The 22,837-nt window shown below is 63.1% G+C and carries 19 protein-coding genes; 17 read left to right on the plus strand and 2 right to left on the minus strand.

Annotation, left to right across the window (positions count from 1 at the left end):
- The first annotated feature begins 39 nt into the window (after positions 1–39).
- From B8991_RS12415 to murD, 4 genes are all read left to right on the plus strand, one after another.
- Positions 40–1,524 (plus strand): UDP-N-acetylmuramoyl-L-alanyl-D-glutamate--2,6-diaminopimelate ligase, encoded by a 1,485-nt coding sequence (locus B8991_RS12415; RefSeq protein WP_084353314.1) that lies wholly within the window; start codon positions 40–42, stop codon positions 1,522–1,524.
- Positions 1,521–2,966, plus strand: a complete 1,446-nt coding sequence (locus B8991_RS12420) for a UDP-N-acetylmuramoyl-tripeptide--D-alanyl-D-alanine ligase (protein ID WP_084353315.1) — start codon at positions 1,521–1,523, stop codon at positions 2,964–2,966. The genes B8991_RS12415 and B8991_RS12420 overlap by 4 nt, the downstream gene beginning before the upstream one ends.
- Positions 2,967–2,970: 4 nt before the next feature.
- Positions 2,971–4,053 carry a phospho-N-acetylmuramoyl-pentapeptide-transferase gene (mraY, locus tag B8991_RS12425; protein ID WP_084353316.1) on the plus strand — a complete coding sequence of 361 codons (1,083 nt, stop codon included), beginning with the start codon at positions 2,971–2,973 and terminating at the stop codon, positions 4,051–4,053.
- 177 nt (positions 4,054–4,230) lie between these two features.
- The gene (gene murD / locus B8991_RS12430; protein WP_084353317.1) at positions 4,231–5,646 is read left to right on the plus strand and encodes a UDP-N-acetylmuramoyl-L-alanine--D-glutamate ligase; all 1,416 of its coding nucleotides are present in this window, start codon (positions 4,231–4,233) and stop codon (positions 5,644–5,646) included.
- A 28-nt stretch (positions 5,647–5,674) separates the two neighbouring features.
- On the opposite strand, the gene B8991_RS12435 is transcribed toward murD, so the two are convergent.
- Both B8991_RS12435 and B8991_RS12440 read right to left on the minus strand, forming a co-directional pair.
- Positions 5,675–6,571 (minus strand): aminoglycoside phosphotransferase/kinase family protein, encoded by an 897-nt coding sequence (locus B8991_RS12435; protein ID WP_143514592.1) that lies wholly within the window; start codon positions 6,569–6,571, stop codon positions 5,675–5,677.
- A gap of 98 nt (positions 6,572–6,669) precedes the next feature.
- A complete protein-coding gene (locus B8991_RS12440) occupies positions 6,670–7,863 on the minus strand; it encodes a BaiN/RdsA family NAD(P)/FAD-dependent oxidoreductase (RefSeq protein ID WP_084353319.1) in 1,194 nt (397 codons plus the stop codon).
- Between the two features lie 249 nt (positions 7,864–8,112).
- Here B8991_RS12440 and ftsW point away from each other — a divergent pair, with 249 nt between their 5' ends.
- The 13 genes from ftsW (at position 8,113) to recN (ending at position 22,734) form a co-directional block, all read left to right on the plus strand.
- Positions 8,113–9,279 (plus strand): putative lipid II flippase FtsW, encoded by a 1,167-nt coding sequence (ftsW, locus tag B8991_RS12445; RefSeq protein WP_084353320.1) that lies wholly within the window; start codon positions 8,113–8,115, stop codon positions 9,277–9,279.
- 67 nt (positions 9,280–9,346) lie between these two features.
- Positions 9,347–10,444, plus strand: a complete 1,098-nt coding sequence (locus B8991_RS12450; RefSeq protein WP_084353321.1) for a UDP-N-acetylglucosamine--N-acetylmuramyl-(pentapeptide) pyrophosphoryl-undecaprenol N-acetylglucosamine transferase — start codon at positions 9,347–9,349, stop codon at positions 10,442–10,444.
- Entirely contained in the window at positions 10,441–11,841 is a 1,401-nt protein-coding gene (murC, locus tag B8991_RS12455; RefSeq protein ID WP_084353322.1) for a UDP-N-acetylmuramate--L-alanine ligase, read from the plus strand. Before B8991_RS12450 ends, murC begins: the two co-directional genes overlap by 4 nt.
- Before the next feature lie 139 nt (positions 11,842–11,980).
- A complete protein-coding gene (locus B8991_RS12460; RefSeq protein ID WP_084353323.1) occupies positions 11,981–12,238 on the plus strand; it encodes a DUF2484 family protein in 258 nt (85 codons plus the stop codon).
- 16 nt (positions 12,239–12,254) lie between these two features.
- The gene (locus B8991_RS12465) at positions 12,255–12,563 is read left to right on the plus strand and encodes a hypothetical protein (protein WP_084353324.1); all 309 of its coding nucleotides are present in this window, start codon (positions 12,255–12,257) and stop codon (positions 12,561–12,563) included.
- Positions 12,564–12,589: 26 nt separating this feature from the next.
- On the plus strand, positions 12,590–13,519 hold the full coding sequence (murB, locus tag B8991_RS12470) for a UDP-N-acetylmuramate dehydrogenase (RefSeq protein WP_084353325.1): 930 nt from the start codon (positions 12,590–12,592) through the stop codon (positions 13,517–13,519).
- A 127-nt stretch (positions 13,520–13,646) separates the two neighbouring features.
- Positions 13,647–14,525, plus strand: coding sequence for a D-alanine--D-alanine ligase (locus B8991_RS12475; RefSeq protein WP_235866620.1), 879 nt, complete (start codon positions 13,647–13,649; stop codon positions 14,523–14,525).
- 50 nt (positions 14,526–14,575) lie between these two features.
- Positions 14,576–15,379: a cell division protein FtsQ/DivIB gene (locus tag B8991_RS12480; RefSeq protein ID WP_235866621.1), complete on the plus strand. Its 804-nt coding sequence runs from the start codon at positions 14,576–14,578 to the stop codon at positions 15,377–15,379.
- A gap of 3 nt (positions 15,380–15,382) precedes the next feature.
- Entirely contained in the window at positions 15,383–16,717 is a 1,335-nt protein-coding gene (gene ftsA, locus B8991_RS12485; protein ID WP_084353327.1) for a cell division protein FtsA, read from the plus strand.
- Positions 16,718–17,140: 423 nt separating this feature from the next.
- Positions 17,141–18,811: a cell division protein FtsZ gene (gene ftsZ, locus B8991_RS12490; protein ID WP_084353328.1), complete on the plus strand. Its 1,671-nt coding sequence runs from the start codon at positions 17,141–17,143 to the stop codon at positions 18,809–18,811.
- Between the two features lie 230 nt (positions 18,812–19,041).
- Complete coding sequence (lpxC, locus tag B8991_RS12495) at positions 19,042–19,962, plus strand: UDP-3-O-acyl-N-acetylglucosamine deacetylase (protein ID WP_084353380.1); 921 nt, start codon at positions 19,042–19,044, stop codon at positions 19,960–19,962.
- Between the two features lie 130 nt (positions 19,963–20,092).
- Complete coding sequence (locus B8991_RS12500) at positions 20,093–20,947, plus strand: outer membrane protein assembly factor BamD (RefSeq protein WP_084353329.1); 855 nt, start codon at positions 20,093–20,095, stop codon at positions 20,945–20,947.
- 137 nt (positions 20,948–21,084) lie between these two features.
- Complete coding sequence (recN, locus tag B8991_RS12505; protein ID WP_084353330.1) at positions 21,085–22,734, plus strand: DNA repair protein RecN; 1,650 nt, start codon at positions 21,085–21,087, stop codon at positions 22,732–22,734.
- Positions 22,735–22,837: the final 103 nt, after the last annotated feature.

Genomic DNA, 22,837 nt, shown 5'->3' on the forward strand with positions numbered 1-22,837 from the left:
TGGCACCTGCGGGCAATGGTCAAAGACGGGAAGACGCGTATGGGGAACGGTGCAAAGACGCTGAGCGAGCTGGGGCTGACAGCGCGGGGGGGGCGCGAGGCTCGGGTGACGGGCCTGGCCGTGGACAGCCGCGAGGTGCGCGACGGCCATTTGTTTGCGGCCTTGCCGGGCACGCGGGTGCATGGGGGTGAGTTCATCCAATATGCGCTGCGCATGGGCGCGGGCGCTGTCCTGACCGATGCCGAGGGCGCAAGGATTGCCGCAGACGAATTGGAAGCGTCAGACGCCGCTCTGGTGATTGCCGAAGATCCCCGGCAGGCGCTGGCCTATACGGCCGCGTTGTGGTTCGGCGCGCAGCCAGAGGTGATGGTGGCCATCACCGGCACCAACGGCAAGACCTCGGTCGCCACATTTGTGCGTCACATCTGGCAGGAGTTGGGTCATAGCGCGGTCAATGTCGGCACGACGGGCGTCGAAGGCGACTGGGACGCGCCACTCGCGCATACGACACCCGAACCGATCACCTTGCACCGGGTCTTGTCGCAGGCCGCTATGGCGGGGGTGACCCATGCCGCGATGGAAGCGTCCAGCCACGGGCTGGCGCAGCGCCGTCTTGATGGCGTGCATCTGCGCGCGGCGGGGTTCACCAATTTCAGTCAGGATCATCTGGATTACCACGCCAGTTTCGAGGAATATTTCGACGCCAAGGCAGGGCTTTTCGCCCGTGTGCTGCCCGATGACGGTGTGGCCGTGATCAATATCGACGACGCGCGCGGCGTGGACATGGCGGCGATTGCCAGCGCACGCGGCCAGCATGTCCTGACCGTCGGCGATGCCGAAGGGGCCGATATTTGCCTGAGCGCGCAGCGGTTCGATGCCACCGGACAGGAAATCCGCGTCGTGCATGAGGGCGTCGCCCGACAATTGCGCCTGCCGCTGATCGGCGGCTTTCAGGGCGAAAACGTGTTGCTGGCCGCCGGTTTGGTCATCGCCTGCGGGGCAGAGCCGGAACAGGTGTTCGACGCGCTGCCGCAATTGCGCACCGTCCGGGGCCGGATGCAACTGGCCGCGACGCGCGAAAACGGCGCTGCGGTGTTTGTCGATTTTGCCCATACGCCCGACGCGATTGCCACCGCCATTCAGGCGCTGCGCCCGCATGTGATGGGCCGTCTGGTGGCGATCATCGGCGCGGGCGGCGACCGCGACCGCGCCAAGCGTCCGCTGATGGGGCAGGCGGCGGCGGAACATGCCGATCTGGTGATCGTGACCGACGACAATCCACGCTCTGAAGACCCCGCCGCGATCCGCGCCGCCGTGCTGGAAGGCGCGGGCGATGCGTCAGAGGTGGGCGACCGTGCCGAGGCGATCCTGCGCGGTGTCGACGCGCTTGGCCCCGGTGACGCGCTGCTGATCTGCGGCAAGGGGCACGAAAGCGGCCAGACTGTGGGCGATATTGTCTACCCCTTCGATGACGTTGAACAGGCCAGCGTGGCCGTGGCCGCACTGGACGGGAGGTTGCCATGACGCTTTGGACCGCCGCCGAGGCGGCCGCGGCCACCGGCGGGCGGGCTGTCGGCGATTGGGCGGCGACGGGCGTTTCCATCGACACGCGCACGATTGTCCGGGGCGATCTGTTCGTGGCGCTGAAAGCCGCGCGCGACGGGCATGAATTTGTCGCTCAGGCGTTGCAAGGCGGTGCCGCCGCAGCACTGGTCGATCATGTGCCCGAGGATGTGCCTGCGGACGCGCCGTTGCTGATCGTCGATGACGTGTTGACCGGTTTGGAACGGCTGGGCGGAGCAGCACGCGCGCGGACCGACGCGCAGGTCGTTGCGGTGACCGGCTCTGTCGGCAAGACCTCCACCAAGGAGATGCTGCGCAAGGTTCTGGGCGGGCAGGGAAAGGTCCATGCCGCCGAGAAGAGCTATAACAACCATTGGGGCGTGCCGCTGACATTGGCGCGGATGCCGAAAGACACCGATTTCGCGGTGATCGAGATCGGCATGAACCACCCCGGTGAGATCGGCCCGCTGGCGCGGCTGGCAAGGCCTCATGTCGCCGTGGTGACCATCGTGGCACCTGCGCATCTGGCAGCGTTCGAGAATGTGCAGGGCATTGCGCGTGAAAAGGCCGCGATCTTCGAGGGGCTGGAACCGGGTGGTACGGGAATCGTCAACGGCGATCTGGCAACCTCGGCGATCCTTATCGAGGCCGCGCAGGCGCGTGCTGCGCGGGTGATCACCTTTGGCGAAAGCGCGGCCTGTCATCACCGCGTGAGCAATGTGCAGATCGGCGATCAGGCGACGGTGGTGCATGGGCGCGCCTGGCGCACGCCGCTTTTGTACAAGGTTGCGGTGCCGGGGCGGCATTTTGCGGTGAACGCGATGGCTGTGATCGCGGTGGTCAGTGCGCTGCATCTGGACCGCGCCCTTGCCATGTTGGCTCTGGGCCGCTGGCATCCTGTCGAGGGGCGGGGCGCGCGCGAGGTCATTAGGCTTGACGCGGTTGATACGCAAATGGCGTTCGAGATGATTGATGATGCCTATAACGCCAATCCGGCATCGGTCGGCGCGGCGCTGGAAGTGCTGGCGGCGGCTTCTGTGCGTCACGATCTGGGGCGTGTCGCGCAGGGGCGACGGATTGCCTTTCTGGGCGATATGAAGGAACTGGGTGACGACGAGGCTGCCTTGCATGCGGCGATTGCCGATCTGGCGGCGATGGACCGGATCGACCGGGTTCATGCCGTAGGGCCGTTGATGCACCACCTGTGGGAGGCACTGCCCCAGGAAAAGCGCGGCCGCTGGACCGAGACCAGCGCCGAGATGGCCAAGGGGCTGCGCCACGATCTGGACGCCGGAGACGTTGTTCTGGTGAAGGGGTCGCTGAGCATGGGGTTGGCGCGCGTGGTTGACGGCTTGCGCAAATTGCGCCAAGGCCCAGCCCACAGTGAGACCACGGAGAACTGAACGGATGCTTTACTGGCTGACGGCCCTGTCTGATGGCGGCGACTTTTTCAACCTGTTCCGCTATATCACCTTCCGGGCCGGTGGGGCTTTTCTGACGGCGCTGCTGTTCGGGTTCATCTTCGGCGTGCCCTTGATCAACGTGCTGCGCAAGCGTCAGGGCAAGGGCCAACCGATCCGGGATGATGGCCCCGAGGGGCATTTCCTCAAGGCGGGTACGCCCACGATGGGCGGGCTGCTTATTGTGGGTGCGCTTTTGACCTCGACCCTGATCTGGGCGCGGCTGGACAATCCCTATATCTGGATGGTGCTGTTCGTGACGGTGTCTTTCGGCCTTATCGGTTTTGCCGACGATTACGCCAAGGTCAGCAAACAGAACGTGGCCGGCGTGCCCGGACGTGTCCGGTTGCTTCTGGGACTTCTGATCGCGGCGGCGGCGGGGTTCTGGGCCGCGCAATACCATCCGGCGGAACTGACCAACCAGTTGGCGCTGCCGGTGTTCAAGGACACGCTGATCAACCTGGGCTATTTGTTTGTGCCCTTCGCGGTGATCGTCATTGTCGGATCGGCCAATGCGGTCAACCTGACCGACGGGCTGGACGGGCTGGCGATCATGCCGGTGATGATCGCGGGCGGCACGCTGGGGGTGATTGCCTATGCGGTAGGACGCACCGACTTTACCGAATATCTGGACGTGCATTATGTGCCGGGGACGGGTGAGATCCTGATCTTTTCCGCAGCCCTGATCGGCGGCGGTTTGGGCTTCCTTTGGTATAACGCGCCGCCTGCGGCCGTGTTCATGGGCGATACCGGATCGCTGGCGCTAGGCGGGGCGCTTGGTGCCATCGCGGTTGCCACCAAGCACGAGATCGTGCTGGCGATTGTCGGCGGGCTGTTCGTGGTCGAGGCGCTGTCCGTGATCATCCAGGTGCTGTATTTCAAGCGCACCGGCAAGCGGGTTTTCCTGATGGCACCGATCCACCACCATTACGAAAAGAAGGGCTGGTCGGAGCCGCAGATCGTGATCCGCTTCTGGATCATTTCGCTGATTTTGGCGATGCTGGGTCTTGCGACGCTGAAGGTGCGCTGAGACCTCTCGGATTTGCTGCCTGTTTCAGGTGGCACCAGCGGGGGTTTTCCACCCCCGCACCCCCGGAGAGTATTTTGCCAAGAAGAAGGCCGGAGCGGCGTGTCGGTAATTGCCGGTCATGGTGTGGGGCGCGTCATCGGGGTATGGAAAGGGCTATCGTAGAAAAAGGATAGGCAGATGATTCCGGTGAATGGTTTCGAGGGGCAGGAGATTGCCATTCTGGGTCTTGGCAGATCCGGTCTTTCGGCGGCGCGCGCGCTGCGGGCGGGCGGGGCGGAGCCGGTATGCTGGGACGACAATCCCGCGGCCCGCAGCATCGCCGAAGCCGAAGGGTTCGTCTGCCGCGATCTGGGCCATGTCGACGGGTTTCGCGGCATTTCCCGGCTGATCGTCTCGCCCGGCATCCCGCATCTTTATCCGGTGCCCAACCCGGTGGTGGCGGCCGCCTGGGACGCGGGGGTGCCTGTCGACAATGATATCGGGTTGTTTTTCCGTTCACTCGCCGTCGAGGATTGGGACGATCACGGTGCCACGCCACGGGTGATCGCGGTCACCGGGTCGAATGGCAAGTCCACCACCTCGGCTCTGATCCATCATGTATTGCGCCATGCCGGTCGCGATGTGCAGCTTGCGGGCAATATCGGGCGCGGGGTGCTGGATATTGATCCGCCGGGCGATGGTGGGATCGTGGTGCTGGAGCTGTCGTCGTATCAGACCGAACTGGCGCGGGCGCTGACGCCGGATGTGGCGGTTTTCACCAATCTTTCGCCCGATCATCTGGATCGGCATGGCGGGTTGGGGGGCTATTTTGCCGCCAAGCGCCGACTGTTTGCCGAAGGCGGCCCGGAGCGTGCGGTGATCGGCGTGGACGAGGCCGAGGGCCGGTTTCTTGCCAATCAGCTTTCCGAGGCGGCGGTGGATGCGCGGGTGATCCGCGTCTCATCAGGCCAGAAGCTGACCGGGCCGGGTTGGCATGTCTTTGCGCGCAAGGAGTTTCTGGCGGAATGGCGCAAGGGGCGGCAGATTGCCTCGATCGACCTGCGGGGCGTGCAGGGCCTGCCGGGCGCGCATAACCATCAGAATGCCTGCGCGGCCTATGCAGTGGTGCGCACATTCGGAATTGCGCCGCGTGTGATCGAGGCGGCGTTCCACGCGTTCGAGGGCTTGCCGCATCGCAGCCAGACCGTCGCCGAGGCCGGTGGGGTCCGCTATGTCAATGACAGCAAGGCCACCAATGTCGACAGCGCGGCCAAGGCGCTTGCGGCTTTTGGAAAGGTGCGCTGGATCTGCGGCGGTTTGCAGAAGGAAGGCGGGCTGGAGGCGTTGGCGGCAGCCTCCGGATCGGTGGTCAAGGCCTATGTGATCGGACGTGAGGCGGCGGCGTTTGCAATGCAGCTTGGCGGCATGGAGACTGAAGTTTGCGGCGACATGGCGACTGCCGTTGCCCGCGCATCGGCTGATGCGGAGGACGGCGATGTTGTGCTTCTGGCACCCGCGGCGGCGAGCTTTGACCAATATGACAATTTTGAGCAGCGCGGTGAGGATTTTGCCGCACAGGTGCACCGGGTGCTGGAACAGGCGGGGGGCACCTGACACGGCTGCGCGGTCAGGAAGTCTTGCGTCAGAGCGCCCGCGCGGCGCAGGCAAGCGCCTGGTCTTCGCGCACCGCATCGCCGCGGCGCAGTTTGGCGAACCGGGCATGTCGGGCTGCTGCCGCCAGGAACGCGGCGCGTCGGATCGTGCCAACGGGGCGGCCGAGACGTTCAGCGGCGCAGGCGGTGGTTTGCTCGAACCGGTCCAGATCGCTGTCATCGGTCAGGGTTTTGGGTAGCAGGCGATAATATTCAGCGCCTTGCAGGGCCCAGCCAACGCCGCCCAGGTCAATCGCGACCGAGCTGCCGTCCTTGCGATGCCGGATGTTCGAACTGTGCAGGTCGTTGTGAACCACCGCGCGGGGTTGGGCAATGATGTCATTCAGGGCGTCGCGGACGGATCCTTCATCCCGGCCCGTCCTGTGGGCCAGGTCTTTGACAAATTTGCGGCTGGTCAGACTGTCGAGCCAATCCAGACGCGATGTTGGCGCGGCATCGGCCAGCACCCGTGTGGCCATGGCAGAGAAGTCGCAGGCCAGCGCGGCGTAAGCCTCCGGGCTGATCGGACGCGGATCTTCACCGATGAATTCCTGAAAGATGTGCAGCATCGGGCCGCGCATGGCACATAGCAGGATACGCGGATGGCAGGGCGCGTCCTGATGCTGCATCAAGACCTTGGCAATACGAAACTCACGGGTGTTGGTGGTGACCTTCTGGAAGACGGAAACCTCGGCACTGTCAATTCGGTACAATCCCATATTTCCCCGTCCTTCGGCTGGCAGGCGGCACACCGTGAATGGCTCGGACACGCTTGACCCGGCATTTAGCAAGGCGCGCTGACGAATCCGTGGCATTCGTTCAAAGCGGAAACCGTTGCGCGCGGAATAGCCGAGGGCGTCGAAAGCATCGGTGAGGGTGGTCGGCATGAATGCGCCTTTTTGAGGGCCGGGATCCGCATCTTCCGCCGCAGCGTGGGGTCTGTGCAAGAGGTTTTGGAACTCGATCCCAAGCAGCGGCGCCGATTTCACGTTGTGCGTGATGTCTGTGCAATCGCCTGTCCTGCGGCCCAGCCAGACGACCAGGCCCATTGAAAATTGTATCCGCCCAGCCAGCCGGTGACGTCAACAGCCTCGCCGATGACATACAGGCCGGGGACATCGCGCGCCTCCATCGTGCGCGAGGACAGGGCGGCGGTGTCGATCCCGCCCAGCGTCACCTCGGCGGTGCGGTAGCCTTCGGTGCCCGAGGGAAGCAGCTGCCACGCGTGCAGGCTGTCGCAGATCTCGGCCAGCCGCGCGTCATTCTGATCGGCCAGATTGCCGGTCAGCGCAAGCGGAGCTGCGAGGTGGTGCACCAGTTTTGCGGGCAGGACGGCGGAAAGCTCGGTCGTCAGGTTGCGTCCGCCATGAACCTGCCTGCGGGCCCGCAGATGATCGAAGAGTGACAGGCCGGGGCTTAGATCAATCGCCAGAGGCTGACCCTCGCGCCAGTAGGAAGAGGCCTGCAACATCGCCGGGCCGGATAGGCCGCGATGGGTGAACAGCATCGCCTCGTCAAAGGTCGTGCCGCCGGTGGTGGCGCGGACAGGCAAGGCGGTGCCGGACAGATCTGCGAAACGCTTTTCAGGAAAGGTGAAGGGGACAAGAGCCGCGCGTGTCTCCGTAACGGGCAGGCCGAATTGGCGGGCAATATCATAGGCAAAGCCCGTGGCACCCATCGCCGGGATCGACTTGCCGCCCGTCGCGAGCACGACATTGCGGGCGCTGACGCGGCGCTTCTTGCCACGCGCAGGAGTGAGGGTTGCGGTGAAGCCATCCGGGCCACGCTCGATCGCGTCGACACCGGTTTCGAGGTGCAGGTCTGCACCCGCTGCCGCGGCCTCTCGGGTCAGCATCGCGACGATCTGTTTGGCACTGTCGTCGCAAAACAACTGGCCAAGCGTCTTTTCGTGCCATGCGATGCCGTGCTTTTCGACCAGCGCGATGAAATCCCACTGGGTGTAGCGGCTGAGGGCGGACTTGCAGAAATGCGGATTGCCGGACAGGAAATTGGCCGGGCCAGCATGCAGATTGGTGAAGTTGCAGCGCCCGCCACCAGAGATGCGGATCTTCTCGCCCGGCTTTTTCGCGTGATCGACCAGCAGGGTGCGGCCCCCGGCATGGGCTGCACACATCATACCGGCCGCGCCTGCGCCTATGATCAGGGTATCAACTTCCATCCGGGGGGATTAGACACAGCGGCCGTGTCCCGCAAGGGCGCAAGTGCCAACGCCGATTGGCAAATCCGGTCAAAGGCCGCGGTGGGACTGGCCGTTCCTCTTTTCCATCCCGGCGCGTCGGGCGGTGAATTTTGTGCCACCCGGCAGGTGGATCGGGCCGTCTTTGGACTGGCCCGGACATAAAAAATTGGTTACACTTGTAGGCAGACCCCGAAAAGGGGCGCTTTGAGGCAGTATTGGCGGTGTTCCATGACGGAGATGGTTTATGGCTCGGTTCCCGTTCGCGACGGGGAGCCGATTTTACCAAAATGGTGGCGAACGGTCGACAGGTGGTCGATGTCGTGCATTCTTATGCTTTTTGGCGTGGGGATTTTGCTGGGGCTGGCAGCATCGCCGCCTCTGGCCGCCAAAAACGGGTTTGACCCTTTCCACTATGTGCAGCGGCAGGCCTTTTTTGGCGGGCTTGCGCTGACCGCGATGTTCCTGACCTCGATGATGTCGCCTGTACTTGTGCGACGGTTGGCGGTGCTGGGCTTTCTTGTTGCCTTCGTGGCGCTGGCCTTTCTGCCGTTCTTCGGCACGGATTTCGGCAAGGGTGCCGTGCGTTGGTATTCGCTGGGTTTTGCCAGCTTGCAGCCGTCGGAGTTTCTCAAGCCCGGTTTCGTCGTGGTCGCGGCCTGGATGATGGCCGCCGCGCAAGAGATCAACGGCCCGCCGGGGCGGTTGTGGTCCTTTGCGCTGGCCGTGGCGATTGTGCTGATGCTGGCGATGCAGCCGGATTTCGGGCAGGCCTGTCTGGTGCTTTTCGGCTGGGGTGTGATGTATTTCGTCGCCGGTGCGCCAATGCTTCTGCTGGTCGGCATGGCCGGGCTGGTCGTGCTGGGCGGATCGTTTGCCTATAACAACTCTGAACACTTCGCCCGCCGCATTGACGGGTTTCTCAACCCGGATGTCGATCCGACCACGCAGCTGGGCTATGCCACCAACGCGATCCGCGAGGGTGGTTTCTTTGGCGTCGGCGTCGGCGAGGGGCAGGTGAAGTGGTCGCTGCCTGACGCGCATACGGATTTCATCATCGCCGTCGCGGCCGAGGAATACGGTCTGGTTCTGGTCCTGTGCATCATCGCGCTTTACACGACCGTTGTCGTGCGTTCGATGGTGCGGCTGATGCGGGAACGCGATCCGTTTATCCGTCTGGCCGGGACAGGGCTGGCCTGCATGTTCGGCGTGCAGGCGATGATCAATATGGGCGTGGCCGTGCGGCTGCTGCCTGCCAAGGGCATGACGCTGCCCTTTGTCAGCTATGGCGGGTCGTCGCTGATTGCGGGCGGGATCGCCGTTGGCATGTTGCTGGCCTTCACGCGCAACCGACCGCAGGGCGAGATTGGCGATATTCTGCGGGGGCGGCTAAGATGACCGTGATCACACACGCCCGGTGCGCCGTTGCCGGTGCCGTTTCGGTCCCGCCGCGCGGAGCGAACGCATGAAACAGCCGCTTCTTGTGATGGCCGCGGGGGGGACCGGCGGGCATATGTTTCCCGCTCAGGCGCTGGCCGAGGCGATGTTGCGGCGCGGCTGGCGGGTGAAGCTGTCAACGGACGCGCGCGGCGCGCGCTATACCGGTGGCTTCCCGCATACGGTTGAGATCGACCAGATCTCCAGCGCCACTTTCGCGCGCGGCGGGCTGATCGCCAAGGCAGGCGTGCCGTTCCGCATTGCGGGCGGCGTCACCTCGGCCGTGGCGGGGATGATCCGCGACAAGCCCGATGTCGTCGTGGGCTTCGGCGGCTACCCTTCCATTCCGGCGCTGTCGGCGGCAACGCTGCTGAAGCGTCCGCGCATGATCCACGAACAGAACGGCGTGTTGGGGCGCGTGAACCAGATCTTCGCCAGCCGTGTCGATGCGGTGGCCTGCGGCACATGGCCCACCGAATTGCCCGAGGGGATCGAGGGGTATCATGTCGGCAACCCGGTGCGCCGCGCTGTGATTGAACGTGCCGGCGCTGGCTATATCGTACCGGGCGATTATCCGATGTCGGTCCTCGTGATCGGGGGCAGTCAGGGCGCGCGCATCCTGTCGGATGTGGTGCCGCCGGCAATCGCGCAATTGCCGATGGAGGTGCTGCGCAGCCTGCGGGTCAGTCATCAGGCCCGCGAAGAGGATATAGAGCGTGTCGCAACCTACTATGCCGAACATGGCATCGATGCCGATGTGCAGCCCTTCTTCAATGATATTCCGCGCCGCATGACAGAGGCGCAGCTTGTCATCAGCCGCGCGGGTGCGTCCTCGCTGGCTGATCTTTCTGTGATCGGGCGTCCGTCCATCCTGATCCCCTATGCCGCGGCGGCGGGCGATCACCAAACCGCAAATGCGCGGGGGCTGGTCGATGCCGGGGGGGCAATCATGCTGCCGGAATCGCGCATGACGGTCGAGGACTTGGCCGCACAGATAGAGTTGGTCCTGACAGAGCCTGACGGGGCATTGCAGATGGTGCGTGCCGCCCTTGGGTTCGGGATGCCCGACGCGACAGAGCGTCTTGTTACGATGGTTGAAGAGTTGGCAGAAAAGGGCAGGACATGAACGCGAGCGCAACAAAGCTACCCGGAGATGTCGGGGCGATTCATTTCGTCGGGATCGGCGGGATCGGCATGTCGGGCATTGCCGAGGTGTTGTTGAACCTGGGCTACACCGTGCAGGGGTCTGACCTGAAAGCCTCGAAAATCACCGACCGGCTGAAAGACCTGGGCGCGGTGATTTTTGAAGGCCAGCGTGCCGAAAATCTTGACGGGGCAGAGGTTGTGGTGATCTCGTCCGCGATCAAGCCTGGCAATCCTGAACTGGACGAGGCGCGCCGCACTGGCCTGCCCGTCGTGCGCCGGGCCGAGATGCTGGCCGAGTTGATGCGCCTGAAATCCAACATCGCGGTGGCGGGAACGCATGGCAAGACGACCACCACGACGCTGGTTGCGGAACTGCTTGTCGCAGGCGGGATCGACCCCACGGTGGTGAATGGCGGGATCATTCACGCCTATGGATCGAATGCCCGGATGGGGCAGGGCGAATGGATGGTGGTGGAGGCCGATGAAAGCGACGGCACCTTCAACCGTCTGCCCGCAACCATTGCCATTGTCACCAATATCGACCCGGAGCATATGGAACACTGGGGCGATTTCGACACGCTGCGGCAGGGCTTTCTGGATTTCGTGTCGAACATTCCGTTCTACGGGCTGGCGGTGTGCAACACCGATCACCCCGAGGTGCAGGCGCTGGTTGGCAAGATCACCGACCGCCGGGTGCTGACCTATGGGTTCAACGCGCAGGCCGATATTCGCGCCGTCAATCTGACCTACAAGACCGGCGTGGCGCATTTCGACATCGCGTTGCAGGCCGAGGGCAAGATGATCGAGGGCTGCACCTTGCCGATGCCGGGCGATCACAACGTCTCGAACGCGCTGGCGGCCGTGGCGGTTTCGCGCCATCTGGGCATGAAACGCGACGAGATCCGCGAAGCACTGGCGGCCTTCGGGGGCGTCAATCGCCGCTTTACCCGCGTGGGCGAGGTGGACGGCGTGGCGATCATCGACGATTACGGCCATCATCCCGTTGAGATTGCCGCAGTGTTGAAGGCTGCGCGTCAGGCCTGTGATGGGCGTGTGATCGCGGTCCACCAACCGCATCGCTATTCACGCCTGCATTCGCTGTTCGATGATTTCTGCGCCTGTTTCAACGAGGCTGATGTGGTTGCAATCGCAGAGGTTTACGCCGCCGGCGAAGATCCGATCGCAGGCGCAGGGCGTGACGATCTGGTGGCCGGGCTGATCCGCCACGGCCACCGGCACGCCCGCGCCTTGCAAAGCGAAGACGATCTGGAACGCCTTGTGCGGGAACAGACCCAGCCGGGCGACATGGTCGTCTGTCTTGGGGCGGGCACAATCAGCACCTGGGCCAATAATCTGCCGGGCCGGTTGTCGACGTGACGCGCGCCAAGATGGCCGCCCGCCGGGATGGGCTGCTGACATTTGCACTGGCCCGACGGGCCGGTTTTCTGACGATGCTGCGCAATCCGCCCTGCCATATCCGGCAGCGGCCTCGCGGCGAAGCACTGGAGTGCGCGCGATGACGACATCGCTTTTGCTGGCTTGTATCTGGGCGATCGCCGCCGCTGTCACCGCAATGCTGTGGCCGGAAGAAGAACAGCCGAACAGTGCTTATCTGCTGATCGTCACCGGGGTGCCGCTTTTGGGTTTTGCCACCTGGCAGAACGGCCCGTGGGTCGGGCTGTTGGTGCTGGCGGCGGGAATGAGCGTTCTGCGCTGGCGCGTCGTCTTTGCCGACACTCTGCTGCGGCGTCTGTTTGGCAGTGTGGTGGACTGACGAAGGATCGTGGCGCATGATCGCGGGCATGGTCTATCTCATCCCGGCTTTCAGTCTGATGACGACGCTGATCGTGGCGCATGTCGTGGTGCGCGGGCGGCGGGGCTGGATCGCGGCTGCCATGGCCGGGATGGCGCTGACCGGGATGGTCTGGGGCATCTGGCAGGGACGGCAGCAGGTCGGCTGGGACGGCATCGGCTATACGATCTTTGCGGTGCTGATGATGGCACCCGCCGTGATTGGAACCGCCCTGGGCGCGCTGATTGCGTGGTGGCGGTTTCGCCGGGGGCCACGGCGGATTGAGGGTTCCGGCGCTTGCTCTTGATGCGCCGAGTTTGTAGCAGGACAGCCATGACAAAGAGATTTCCCACCCCCAAAGGCCGCCTGACGGCTGGCCGCTCGCTTGCTGAACTGACATGGCTGCGCGTCGGCGGGCCTGCCGACTGGCTGTTCCAGCCTGCGGATGTCGAGGATCTTGCCACGTTTCTGCGTGAACTGGATCCCGCCGTGGCCGTTTTTTCGATGGGGGTCGGCAGCAACCTGATCGTGCGCGACGGCGGCCTGAGCGCCGTGGTAATCCGGATGGGGCGCGGGTTCAACGCGATCACCGTCGAGGGCAACCGCGTGACGGCGGGCGCTGCCGCACTGGATGCGCATGTCGCCAGACGCGCGGCAGAGGCAGGCGTGGACCTGACCTTTCTGCGCACCATTCCCGGTGCTGTCGGCGGGGCCGTGCGGATGAATGCGGGATGCTATGGGTCATATGTGGCGGATCATTTTGTCGAGGCGCAGGCGGTGACGCGGGCAGGCGAGGTTGTCACCCTTGATGCCGATGACCTCAATTTCCGCTACCGTCAGACCGATCTGCCCGAGGGCTGCGTGATTACACAGGCGACGTTCGAAGGTGTCTCGGGTGACCCCGAAGAACTGGCCGCGCGGATGGACGCGCAGTTGAAAAAGCGCGACGAGACACAGCCCACCAAGGACCGCACCGCAGGCAGCACGTTTCGCAACCCCGCTGGCTTTTCCAGCACCGGGCGGGCCGACGACGCCCATGACCTGAAAGCGTGGAAGGTGATTGATGACGCGGGAATGCGCGGGGCAACACTGGGCGGCGCGCAAATGAGCCCGATGCACTCTAACTTTCTGGTCAATACCGGCGGCGCGACTGCCGCCGATCTGGAAGGTTTGGGCGAGGAAGTGCGAAAAAAGGTTTTCCAACACAGTGGAATAGAGCTAGTGTGGGAAATCATGCGTGTGGGCAAACCCGCACCGGAATAAACGCCGAAAAAACGGCGGTGAAAACGCAGCCACAGGCAGGTTGCGACAATAATACGGGCCAAAGGTCCGGTATATCGAGGCAGTTTTGGGTATGTCGAGCAGGACAAGCCCGAAAGTGGTGGTACTGATGGGTGGCCCCTCCGCAGAGCGCGAGGTGTCTCTGAGTTCAGGGCGTGAATGCGCCACCGCTTTGAGGGATCAGGGATTTCAGGTCGTCGAGGTCGATGCAGGCCCGAATTTGGCGCAGCAACTGGCTGACGCCGCGCCCGATGTGGTGTTCAACGCCTTGCATGGCCGGTGGGGCGAGGACGGCTGCGTGCAGGGCATGCTTGAATGGATGCGGCTTCCCTATACCCATTCCGGCGTTCTGGCCTCTGCCATGGCGATGGACAAGGAACGGACCAAGCAGGTCTACCGCGATGTCGGCCTGCCCGTCGTCGAAAGCGTCCTTGCGGCGAAACCCGAGGTCATGGCCCGCCATGTTCTGCCGCCGCCTTATGTGGTGAAGCCCTATAACGAAGGCTCGTCGGTCGGCGTCTATCTGGTGCATGACGCGGCCAACAGCCCGCCGCATCTGTCGGACGAGATGCCCGATGTGGTCATGGTGGAAACCTATGCGCCGGGGCGCGAGTTGACGACGACCGTGATGGGTGACAGGGCGCTGACCGTCACCGACATTCTGACCGATGGCTGGTACGATTACGACGCCAAGTACAAGGAAGGCGGATCGCGCCACGTTGTCCCCGCCGACATCCCCAAAGACATTTTCGATGCCTGCATGGATTACGCGTTGCGCGCCCATGACGCCCTTGGCTGCCGTGGTGTCAGCCGCACGGATTTCCGCTGGGACGAGGCGCGCGGGCTGGAGGGCTTGATCCTGCTGGAGACCAACACCCAGCCCGGCATGACGCCTACATCGCTTTCGCCGGAACAGGGGGGTGTTCTGGGTATCAGCTTTGGCGAGATGTGCCGCTGGATGGTGGAGGACGCGTCTTGCAACCGGTGAACCGCCCCGATCCGGCGCCTTCACGGCTACGCTACCGGATGCAACGGCTGATGTTGACGCCGCTGTTTCGTGTCGTTCTGCGGGTGGGCTTGCCGATGGCCGCAGTGCTGGGGGCGGGTGGCATCTATCTCGCCGATCAGGAAAGGCGCGAGGCGATCATCACCACCATTCAGGACTATCGTCGGTCCTTTGAGGAACGCCCGGAATTCATGGTCAAGCTACTGGCGATCGACGGGGCCTCAAATTCGGTGTCCGAGGATATTCGCGATATTCTGCCGCTCGATTTCCCGGTCAGCTCTTTTGATCTGGATCTGGATGCAATGCGCGCGACGGTCACGGGTCTGGACGCGGTTCAAAGCGCCAGCCTGCGCGTCCGTCAGGGCGGCGTGTTGCAGGTGGATGTGACAGAACGCGTGCCGGTCATGGTGTGGCGCACACAGGACGGGTTGGAACTGCTGGATGCCGACGGCGTGTTGGTCGGCCCGCTTCTGGCGCGCGACAAACGCCCCGACCTGCCGCTGATTGCCGGGGCGGGGGCGGACAGAAACGTGGCCGAAGCACTGGAACTTGTCGCCGCCGCCGGGCCGCTGACGACGCGGTTGCGCGGATTGGTGCGTGTCGGCGAGCGTCGTTGGGACGTGGTCCTGAACCGCAATCAACGAATCCTGTTGCCGGAAACCGATGCCGTTCAGGCGCTGGAGCGGGTGATTGCGATGCATCAGGCCGTGGACATGCTGTCGCGTGATCTGGTGACGGTGGACCTGCGGCTCTCGAACCGCCCGACGGTGCGGATGACCAGCGTCGCGGTCGAGGAATTGTGGCGAATGAAATCATTAGAGTTTGGAGAAGAATGAACCATGATCGAGCTCTATGAAACCCAGCGCGCGATGCGCAACATGCGCAAAGCGGCGATGCAGCGAGGCGTCATTGCCATTCTGGACGTGGGATCGTCCAAGATCGCCTGTCTGGTGCTGCGTTTTGACGGCAATGAGCATGCCAAGGAAATCGACGGCATAGGCTCCTTGGCGGGGCAGTCCGGGTTCCGGGTGATCGGTGCTGCGACGACCCGGTCGCGCGGTGTGAAATTCGGCGAGATCAGCGCCATGGCCGAGACCGAGCGCGCGATCCGCACCGCCATTCAGGCGGCGCAGAAAATGGCGAATATCCGGGTCGATCACGTTATCGCCTGCTTCTCAGGCGCGGGCCCGCGCAGCTACGGGCTGGAAGGCAAGGTCGAACTGGAAGGCCAGACCGTCAGTGAACAGGATGTCGGCCGGGTTTTGTCGGCCTGCGACGTGCCTGATTTCGGCGAGGGCCGCGAAGTGCTGCATGCCCAGCCGGTGAATTTTGCGCTGGACCATCGTTCGGGCCTGCAAGACCCGCGCGGACAGATGGGCCAGGAACTGGCCACCGACATGCATATGCTGACGGTGGACGCGCTGGCCGTGCAAAACCTCGCCTATTGCGTCAAGCGCTGCGATCTGGAACTCGCCGGCGTGGCAAGCTCTGCCTATGTGTCGGGCATCTCGGCACTGGTCGAGGACGAGCAGGAGCTTGGCTCTGCCTGTATCGACTTTGGCGGTGGCGCGACAGGCGTTTCGATCTTCATGAAAAAGCACATGATCGCGGCGGATGCGGTGCGGATCGGCGGCGATCACGTCACGGGCGACATCTCGATGGGGCTTCAGATCCCGATGGCCACTGCCGAACGGATCAAGACCTTTTACGGCGGCGTTGTCGCGACGGGCATGGATGATCGCGAAAAGATCGACATCGGCGGGGATACCGGCGACTGGGAACATGATCGCCGCACCGTCAGCCGGGCCGAACTGATCGGCATCATGCGTCCGCGGGTCGAGGAAATCCTCGAAGAGGTGCGCGCGCGTCTGGATGCGGCGGGCTTCGATCATCTGCCCAGCCAGCAGATCGTGCTGACCGGCGGCGCCAGCCAGATCCCCGGACTGGACGGGTTGGCCAGCAAGATCCTCGGCCATCAGGTGCGGTTGGGTCGGCCGATGCGGGTGCATGGTTTGCCGCAGGCCGCGACCGGCCCGGGCTTTGCCAGTGCGGTCGGGTTGTGCCTGTTCGCAGCGCATCCGCAGGACGAATGGTGGGACTTTGCAATCCCCGTGGAAAGATACCCGGCGCGGTCTCTTAAGCGCGCGGTAAAATGGTTCCGCGACAACTGGTAGGCGCGCGAATTCCGCAAAACTCTTCCGACCTCCACGATTGGACATCACCCGCACCATTATATTGGCGCGGGGCGTCATATTTTTGTGCAATTGCGGGTGACGGCACCGAATTTCTTTGTTAGATTCAACGTGAACCGCACGACAAGATGTGGTCAGGGGATGTCGGGCAGACTCCCAATAGAAGCAGCCTTTTGATTCGCCACGCGCTTCGTGATGCTTGGCGTTCCTCTAGTGGTGCTTTTTTTGTCGTACACTGCATATGGGTGTGTCGGCAAAATGTCGCGTATGTCGTGGGGGGTGGGGCCATATTCCGTGGTTTTCGGCTGCTTTTTGCGTGACGAAAGGCGCTTGGGTCGATAAAGTTGGCTGGAATAGGCGGAAAAAGGGTCCGATAACGGGCCAAAACAGCAGGCGGATGTATTGATGACATTGAACCTAACGGTGCCAGGACACGAAGAACTGAAACCCCGGATCACGGTGTTCGGCGTTGGTGGCGCGGGCGGCAACGCCGTCAACAACATGATCCAGAAACAGTTGGACGGCGTTGACTTTGTCGTTGCCAATACGGACGCGCAGGCGCTTCAGCAATCCATGTCGGAAAGCAAGGTGCAGCTGGGTGTGAAAGTGACCGAGGGGCTGGGCGCGGGTGCGCGTGCTTCTGTGGGCGCGGCAGCAGCTGAAGAGAGCATCGAGCAGATCGTCGATTATCTGGCGGGCGCGCATATGTGCTTTATCACCGCTGGTATGGGCGGCGGCACCGGCACCGGCGCGGCCCCGATCATCGCGCAAGCCGCGCGGGAACTTGGCGTCCTGACCGTTGGTGTCGTGACCAAGCCCTTCCAGTTCGAGGGCGGCAAGCGGATGAAGCAGGCCGAAGACGGCGTCGAGGCGCTGCAAAAGGTCGTAGATACGCTGATCATCATTCCCAACCAGAACCTGTTCCGGTTGGCGAATGAGAAAACCACCTTTACCGAAGCGTTCAGCATGGCGGATGACGTGCTGTATCAGGGCGTGAAGGGCGTGACCGACCTGATGGTCCGTCCGGGCCTTATCAACCTCGACTTTGCCGATGTTCGCGCCGTGATGGACGAGATGGGCAAGGCGATGATGGGCACCGGCGAGGCCGAGGGCGAGGATCGCGCCATTCAGGCCGCCGAGAAAGCCATCGCGAACCCGCTGCTCGACGAAATCAGCCTGCGCGGTGCGAAAGGTGTTCTGATCAACATCACCGGTGGGCATGATCTGACCCTGTTCGAACTGGACGAGGCAGCCAACCGCATCCGCGAAGAAGTTGACCAAGAGGCCAATATCATCGTCGGCAGCACGCTGGATGACGGCATGGAAGGCAAGATGCGCGTCAGCGTCGTCGCCACCGGCATCGATGCAACGGATGTGAACCTGGAAATGCCCGTGCCACGCCGTTCGCTGGCACAGCCGCTGCGCACTCCGATCTCGGTCGAAGAAGACTTCGCCCATCACGAGCCGGAACAGCAGCCCATCGCAGCCCAGATCGAGGACGTGGCAGAGCCTCAAACTGCTGTCGTAGCGGAAGAGCCTTCGTTGTTCGAGACGCTCGATGACGGATATGCCGATGCGGGAGAAGCGCAAGAGGAGGTCTTCGAAGAGGCGCAGCCGCAATATGCGCCGCGTCGTGAAGTGCGTGCCGGTGACGAGCTGCCGGCCCCCGCCTATCAGCCGCCAGCAGAGCCCGTGGCCCATATCCACCGCAAGCAGGACACCCGCACTCCGGCTGCCGGAAGCTTCGTGGCACCCCGCGCCCCGGCTGCCGGAGCAGCGTCACCCGAGGCGCTGGCCCGGTTGCAGCAGGCTGCGGCCCGCGCCCGTCCGCAAGCCGCGACGCAAGGCTATGACGCCGATCCGGAGCCCGCAGACGCAGAGCGCCCCCGGTTCGGGATCAATTCGCTGATCAATCGGATGACCGGTCAGGGGCAGGCGCATGGCCACGACGCTCCTGCACCTCGTCGTCAACCGCCGGTTCACGGCCATCAACCCGAGCGGATGGCAGAGCCAGAGGCTGACCCCGATCAGGAGCGGATCGAAATCCCGGCCTTTCTGAGGCGTCAGGCGAACTGAAAACAGTCATAAACAGAGATGAAAAGCCCTCCGAAAAGGAGGGCTTTTTTATTTCAAAAACAGTAGTTTGCAGCGCGTTTTTCTAGTTTTGGCGGGTTCTCGCCCATCATGTTGCGGGCATGTTTCAAAGCGTAGCAATGTTTGATTTGAGCGCGCCGCCCCCAGAGACTATTTCCAATCACAAGACGCGCTGGTTCGAATTCAGGCGCGCAGATGTTTGGGGGTTTGTCGTGCAGACGACGTTGAGATCGGCAGTTAGTTTCGAAGGTGTGGGTCTGCATTCGGGCAAGCCCGCGTGCCTCACGTTGCGCCCTGCAAGCGCAGAGCATGGCATCTGGTTCAAACGGACTGATATCAGCTTGGGCGATACGTTGATCCCCGCGCGTTGGGATGTGGTCGAGCAATCCCCCCTTTGCACCCGCATCATCAACAAGGCGGGTGTGTCCGTATCGACTATCGAACACGTCATGGCAGCCCTTGCCGGTTGTGGCATTCACAACGCACTGGTCGAGATTGACGGCCCCGAGGTTCCGATTCTTGATGGCAGCTCGCAACCTTTCGTGTCGGGCATCCTTGCCCGCGGCGTGCGTGAACAATACGCGCCGATCCGCGCGCTTGAGATTCTGAAGCCCGTTGAAGTGCGCACGCCGAACGGCTGGGCGCGGCTTGATCCGGCGGATCGTCTGGTGATTGATTTCCATATTGATTTTGCGGATGAGGCGATCGGCGAACAGGAAATGGCGCTGGACATGGCAAACGGGGCGTTTGTCCGCGAGCTGTGCGACAGCCGGACGTTTTGTCGCAAAGCCGACGTGGACATGATGCATGCCAATGGTCTGGCGCTTGGCGGCACGCTGGAAAACGCCGTTGTCGTTGACGGTGCCGACGTGCTGAGCCCCGGCGGGTTCCGGCATGCAGATGAAGCTGTGCGCCACAAAATGCTCGACGCGCTTGGCGATCTGGCCCTTGCCGGTGCGCCGATCCTCGGGCGTTATACAGGCTTTCGTGCCGGTCACGCGATGACCAACACATTGCTGCACGCGCTGTTCGCAACGCCGGGCGCTTTCCGGATGACGGTTTGTGATCCGGAAACTGCCGCACGGCTGCCCGGATCGGGCGTTGAACGCCACGAAATTCCCGCCGTCGCCTGACACAACGCGTGTCCTTGGTCACATCCTGCGCATGAATCGTTGCAAAGGCGTTTTGCACCGGAACTTTCTATGCTAGGAGCGGGGCAGGAAAGTGGGTGAAACCCACAAGGTCGAACGAGGAAGAGCAAGCATGGCAGGCGTCGGATCGCGTACGGGGGTGGTCACAGCATTGCTCGTGTCGGCTTTTCTAGCCGGCTGCGGCATCTTGCAGAAGGCACCGGGCCGTTCTGGTGGCGCGCCGCTGGAGAGCTATACGGCTGAGCAGATCTATGAACGTGGCGAATTCGAGCTGAATCGTGAAAAGCCGGAAGATGCTGCGTTTTACTTCTCCGAGATAGAGCGGCTTTATCCCTATTCGGACTGGGCCAAGCGGGCCTTGATCATGCAAGCCTTTGCCTATCACAAGGACAAGGACTACGAAAACAGCCGGGGTGCCGCGCAGCGCTATATCGATTTTTATCCAACCGATGACGATGCGGCCTATGCGCAATATCTGCTGGCGCTAAGCTATTACGATCAGATCGAGGAAGTCGGCCGTGATCAGGGGCTGACATTCCAGGCGCTGCAAAGTCTGCGGACCGTTATTGAACGCTATCCTGACAGCGAATATGCCCGCAGCTCGATTCTGAAGTTCGATCTGGCGTTTGATCATCTCGCCGGCAAGGAAATGGAGATTGGCCGTTACTATCTACGGCGCGAGCATTTCCCCGCAGCGATCAATCGTTTCCGGGTGGTCGTCGAGGATTTCCAGACCACGACGCATACGGCGGAAGCCCTGCACCGGCTGGTCGAGGCGTATTTGTCGCTGGGTCTGACGGACGAGGCGCAGACCGCCGGGGCGATCCTTGGTTACAACTATCAATCCACCGATTGGTATCAGGACAGTTTCAAGCTGTTGACCGGTCAGGGGCTTGAGTTGAAGGCCGCAGGCGACAATTGGTTGGCGCAGATCTATCGCCAGATGGTCAAAGGCCAGTGGTTGTAAACCATGGATGCCGAGACGACGCGCGCCTTCGGCGACGCCCCGCCCGCCATCCCGCTTTCGGGGTGGCGACTTACGGATTATTGCTGATGACGTTGAGCGCTGTCGGGGCTGAGACGCCGTCATGGCGGGATTAGGCCATGCTTCGGGCGCTTGAAATTCGTGACATGTTGATCATCGACCGGCTGGAGCTTGAATTTCAGCCGGGCCTCAACGTGCTGACCGGGGAAACCGGGGCGGGCAAATCCATTCTGCTGGACTCGCTGGGTTTCGTGCTGGGATGGCGGGGCCGCGCCGAACTGGTGCGCGCGGGCGCAGAGCAAGGAGAGGTTGTCGCGGTATTCGATCTCGTGGCAGGGCATGCGGCGCATGCGGTGCTGGAAGAGGCTGGCTTGCCCGCTTCTGACGAGTTGATCCTGCGACGCATAAATACACCTGACGGGCGCAAGACGGCTTGGGTGAATGACAGGCGCGTTTCTGGCGATGTCTTGCGGGCCCTGTCGGAAACCTTGGTGGAACTGCATGGTCAGCATGACGACAAGGGATTGCTGAACCCCCGCGTCCACCGGGTGCTACTGGATGACTTCGGCGGCCACGGCGGTCTGGTCAGCACAGTCAGAGAGGCCTGGCGTGCGGTCTCTGCGGCGGCCAAGGCGGTTGTGCAGGCAGAGGCAGACCTGTCCGAGATGCGCGCGGAGGAAGAATTCCTGCGTCATGCCGTGGATGAGTTGGGAAAGCTTGATCCGCAGCCCGGGGAAGAGGCGGCGCTGGATGCCCGCCGTCGTTTGATGCAAGGGGCAGAACGAACCCGTGCGGACGTTTCGCGGGCGCTGTCGGCGCTAGGTCCCGAAGGGGCCGAAGGGTCGATGGGCGATGCAATGCGCTGGATCGACGGCGTGATTGACCGGGCGGATGGGCGGCTTGACGGGTCTGTTGCGGCGCTGGAACGTGCCATGGTCGAGCTTGGCGAAGCGGCGCAGGGCGTGGAGGATGCGTTGCGCGCGCTCAGTTTCGATCCGCGAGAGCTGGAAGACACCGAAGAGCGGCTCTTTGCCATACGCGGGGCGGCGCGGAAGCATCAGGTCAGTCCGGACAGTTTGGCGGATCTCGCCCGCGATCTGATGGACCGGTTGGCAGCGCTGGATGCGGGGGATGCGGGACTTGCCGATCTCAGAACTGTCGCGGCGGATGCTGAGGCCGCGTATGATGTCGCCGCGCGCGCCTTGACAGACGCCCGGCGCAAGAACGCCGCCGCCCTTGATGCGGCGGTTTCTGCCGAGTTGGCACCGCTGAAGATGGACCGCGCGGTCTTTACCACGCAGATCGACGACGGTTCCGCTGGACCTGAGGGGCGCGATGCGGTGGCTTTCACAGTCGCCACAAACCCTGGCGCGCCGTCCGGGCCGCTGAACAAGATCGCCTCCGGGGGGGAGCTGAGCAGGTTCCTGCTCGCCCTCAAGGTCTGTCTTAGCCAGCACCAGTCCGGCATCACGATGATTTTCGACGAGATTGACCGAGGCGTCGGCGGCGCAACGGCAGATGCCGTCGGGCGCAGGCTGGCGGCGCTTGCCGAAGACGGGCAGGTGCTTGTCGTCACGCACTCGCCGCAGGTGGCCGCGCTTGGGGCGCATCACTGGCGGGTGGAAAAACGGGTAGCCGACGGGATGACAACGTCGACTGTCACACCGCTTACCCCACCAGACAGAATTGATGAACTGGCCCGGATGTTGGCCGGCGATACCATCACCGATGAGGCACGGGCAGCCGCGCGGGTTTTGCTGAAGGTCTGAGGTCTTGCGCAACCGGCACCACATGCGCGTGGGGGTGAATTGGCCGAGAGGCCAAGAGGGGGCGGTACGCCCCTTGCAAGAAAACCGACCTGTGCGCCGAAAG

It is taken from the genome of Primorskyibacter flagellatus (assembly GCF_900176485.1).
Classification (GTDB): Bacteria; Pseudomonadota; Alphaproteobacteria; order Rhodobacterales; family Rhodobacteraceae; genus Primorskyibacter; species Primorskyibacter flagellatus.

Excerpts from the sequence above, each read along its gene's own strand:
- B8991_RS12415 (WP_084353314.1), top strand. The coding sequence starts at position 40 with ATGGGGAACGGTGCAAAGACGCTGAGCGAGCTGGGGCTGACAGCGCGG.
- B8991_RS12420 (WP_084353315.1), top strand. The coding sequence starts at position 1,521 with ATGACGCTTTGGACCGCCGCCGAGGCGGCCGCGGCCACCGGCGGGCGG.
- mraY (WP_084353316.1), top strand. The coding sequence starts at position 2,971 with ATGCTTTACTGGCTGACGGCCCTGTCTGATGGCGGCGACTTTTTCAAC.
- murD (WP_084353317.1), top strand. The coding sequence starts at position 4,231 with ATGATTCCGGTGAATGGTTTCGAGGGGCAGGAGATTGCCATTCTGGGT.
- B8991_RS12435 (WP_143514592.1), bottom strand. The coding sequence starts at position 6,571 with ATGCCGACCACCCTCACCGATGCTTTCGACGCCCTCGGCTATTCCGCG.
- B8991_RS12440 (WP_084353319.1), bottom strand. The coding sequence starts at position 7,863 with ATGGAAGTTGATACCCTGATCATAGGCGCAGGCGCGGCCGGTATGATG.
- ftsW (WP_084353320.1), top strand. The coding sequence starts at position 8,113 with ATGACGGAGATGGTTTATGGCTCGGTTCCCGTTCGCGACGGGGAGCCG.
- B8991_RS12450 (WP_084353321.1), top strand. The coding sequence starts at position 9,347 with ATGAAACAGCCGCTTCTTGTGATGGCCGCGGGGGGGACCGGCGGGCAT.
- murC (WP_084353322.1), top strand. The coding sequence starts at position 10,441 with ATGAACGCGAGCGCAACAAAGCTACCCGGAGATGTCGGGGCGATTCAT.
- B8991_RS12460 (WP_084353323.1), top strand. The coding sequence starts at position 11,981 with ATGACGACATCGCTTTTGCTGGCTTGTATCTGGGCGATCGCCGCCGCT.
- B8991_RS12465 (WP_084353324.1), top strand. The coding sequence starts at position 12,255 with ATGATCGCGGGCATGGTCTATCTCATCCCGGCTTTCAGTCTGATGACG.
- murB (WP_084353325.1), top strand. The coding sequence starts at position 12,590 with ATGACAAAGAGATTTCCCACCCCCAAAGGCCGCCTGACGGCTGGCCGC.
- B8991_RS12475 (WP_235866620.1), top strand. The coding sequence starts at position 13,647 with ATGGGTGGCCCCTCCGCAGAGCGCGAGGTGTCTCTGAGTTCAGGGCGT.
- B8991_RS12480 (WP_235866621.1), top strand. The coding sequence starts at position 14,576 with ATGTTGACGCCGCTGTTTCGTGTCGTTCTGCGGGTGGGCTTGCCGATG.
- ftsA (WP_084353327.1), top strand. The coding sequence starts at position 15,383 with ATGATCGAGCTCTATGAAACCCAGCGCGCGATGCGCAACATGCGCAAA.
- ftsZ (WP_084353328.1), top strand. The coding sequence starts at position 17,141 with ATGACATTGAACCTAACGGTGCCAGGACACGAAGAACTGAAACCCCGG.
- B8991_RS12500 (WP_084353329.1), top strand. The coding sequence starts at position 20,093 with ATGGCAGGCGTCGGATCGCGTACGGGGGTGGTCACAGCATTGCTCGTG.
- recN (WP_084353330.1), top strand. The coding sequence starts at position 21,085 with ATGCTTCGGGCGCTTGAAATTCGTGACATGTTGATCATCGACCGGCTG.